Genomic DNA, 2,995 nt, shown 5'->3' with positions numbered 1-2,995 from the left:
ATGCGCGGTTAGTACTACGATGACAATTCAAGTCAATAATAATACCATACCAACCTTCACTCAAGTGCCCGCAATCTGCGCCAGTGCTAATTTATCAGCGCTGCCAACAACCTCGACTAACGGTATTACAGGTAGCTGGTCTCCTTCCTTGAACAATACAACTACTACTACTTATACATTTACGCCTGATCAGAATCAATGTGCAGTTAATACTACGATGACGATTCAAGTCAATAATAATACCACACCAACGTTTACGCAGGTTGCTCCGATCTGTGCCGGTGCTACTTTGTCAGCTTTGCCAACGACTTCTAATAATGGGATTAGTGGGACCTGGTCACCTGCATTAAATAATACTACAACTACAACGTATACCTTTACACCGAGTACTAATCAGTGTGCTGGTAGTACAACAATTACCATCACCGTTAATCCGGTTGTAACACCAACCTTCACGCAGGTGCCTGCCATCTGTGCTGGTGCTACGTTATCAGCGCTGCCAACGACTTCTAATAATGGTATTACAGGTTCCTGGTCGCCCGCTTTGAATAATACGGCAACGACTACTTATACATTCACTCCAGCAGCAGGACAATGTGCGGTTAGTACTACGATGACAATTCAAGTCAATAATAATACCACACCAACGTTTACGCAGGTTGCTCCGATCTGTGCTGGTGCTACGTTATCAGCGCTGCCAACAACTTCGACTAACGGTATCACAGGTAGCTGGTCGCCTGCATTGAATAATACAGCTACGACAACGTATACCTTTACACCTGATCAGAATCAATGTGCCGGCAGTACAACAATGACCATCACCGTCAACCCGGTTGTTGATCCAGTATTTACCCAAGTGTCTGCCATCTGTGCCGGCGCTACCTTGGCAGCTTTGCCTACTCAATCGACTAACGGGATTACAGGAACCTGGTCACCAGCCTTGAACAACACGGCTACAACTACGTATACATTTACACCTGATCAGAATCAGTGTGCAGGAACTACCACAATGACCATCACGGTCAATCCGGTTATCGATCCAGTATTTACGCAAGTGTCTGCAATCTGTGCTGGTGCTACGTTAGCAGCTCTGCCAGCAACTTCGAATAATGGTATCACAGGAACCTGGTCTCCTGCTTTGAATAATACAGCTACGACAACATATACGTTTACACCAAATGTCAATCAGTGTGCTGGTAGTACCACAATGACTATTGAGGTAAATAATAATACTACACCGACGTTCACTCAAGTGCCTGCAATCTGCGCTGGTACCGCTTTATCAGCTTTACCAACGATTTCTAATAATGGTATTACAGGTTCCTGGTCGCCTGCTTTGAATAATGCCGCAACGACGACCTATATATTTACTCCAGCAGCAGGACAATGTGCGGTTAGTACTACGATGACGATTCATGTCAATAATAATACTACACCAACCTTCACACAAGTGCCCGCAATCTGTGCTGGAGCTACTTTGTCAGCTTTACCAACGATTTCTAATAATGGTATTACAGGTAGCTGGTCTCCTGCCTTGAACAATTCTGCAACGACGACTTATACATTTACACCTGATCCGAATCAGTGTGCTGGTAGTACCACAATGACCATCACGGTTAATCCGGTTATTGATCCTGTATTTACGCAAGTGCCTGCAATCTGCGCTGGTGCTACTTTGTCAGCTTTGCCAACGACTTCTAATAATGGTATCACTGGTAGCTGGTCGCCTGCATTGAATAATACAGCTACGACAACGTATACCTTTACACCTGATCAGAATCAATGTGCTATTAGTACTACGATGACAATTCAAGTCAACAATAATACCACACCAACGTTCACTCAAGTGCCTGCAATCTGCGCTGGTACCGCTTTGTCAGCTTTACCAACGATTTCTAATAATGGTATTACAGGTTCCTGGTCGCCTGCTTTGAATAATGCCGCAACGACGACCTATATATTTACTCCAGCAGCAGGACAATGTGCGGTTAGTACTACGATGACGATTCAAGTCAATAATAATACTACACCATTATTTACGCAGGTTGCTCCGATCTGTGCTGGTGCTACGTTATCAGCTATGCCAACGACTTCTAATAATGGGATTAGTGGGACCTGGTCACCTGCCTTGAACAACACGGCTACGACTACCTATACCTTTACACCTGATCAGAATCAGTGTGCCGGCAGTGCAACAATGACCATTACAGTCAATCCTGTTGTTGATCCTGTATTTACCCAAGTACCTGCAATCTGTGCTGGTGCTACCTTAGCGGCATTACCTACACAATCCACAAATAGTATCACAGGTAGCTGGTCACCTGCTATCAACAATACAGCGACTACTACATATACATTTACACCTGATCAGAATCAGTGTGCTGGTAGTACGACAATGACTATTGGGGTCAATAATAATACCACACCAACGTTCACACAGGTGGCTCCCATCTGTGCTGGTACTGTATTATCAGCTTTACCTACTCAGTCGAATAATGGTATTAATGGAACCTGGTCTCCTGCATTGAACAATACAGCAACGACCACCTATACCTTTACACCAAGTGCAAACCAATGTGCGGGTAGTACCACGATAACCATTACAGTTAACCCGGTTATTGATCCTGTATTTACCCAAGTACCTGCAATTTGTTCTGGCGCTACTTTAGCGGCTTTACCAACGCAATCAAATAATGGTATTAATGGAACCTGGTCTCCTGCATTAAATAATACTACAACGACAACGTATACCTTTACGCCTAGTCAGAATCAGTGTGCTGGTAGTACCACAATGACCATCACCGTCAACCCGGTTGTTGATCCTGTATTTACCCAAGTACCTGCAATCTGTGCCGGAGCTACTTTAGCTGCTTTGCCTACTCAATCTACTAATGGCATCACCGGAACCTGGTCTCCTGCCTTGAACAATACGGCTACTACGACCTATACGTTTACGCCTAATCAGAATCAGTGTGCCGGCAGTGCCACAATGACG

The 2,995-nt window shown here is 44.6% G+C and carries 1 protein-coding gene; it reads left to right on the top strand.

From position 1 onward, the window contains the following. Positions 1–2,995 (top strand): gliding motility-associated C-terminal domain-containing protein (locus tag EMP01_RS15450; protein ID WP_202616098.1); only part of this gene is annotated, 2,995 nt, incomplete at both ends.

Source organism: Edaphocola flava (assembly GCF_004118155.1).
Classification (GTDB): domain Bacteria; phylum Bacteroidota; class Bacteroidia; order Chitinophagales; family Chitinophagaceae; genus Edaphocola; species Edaphocola flava.
This window is presented reverse-complemented; position numbering and strand designations above follow the sequence as displayed.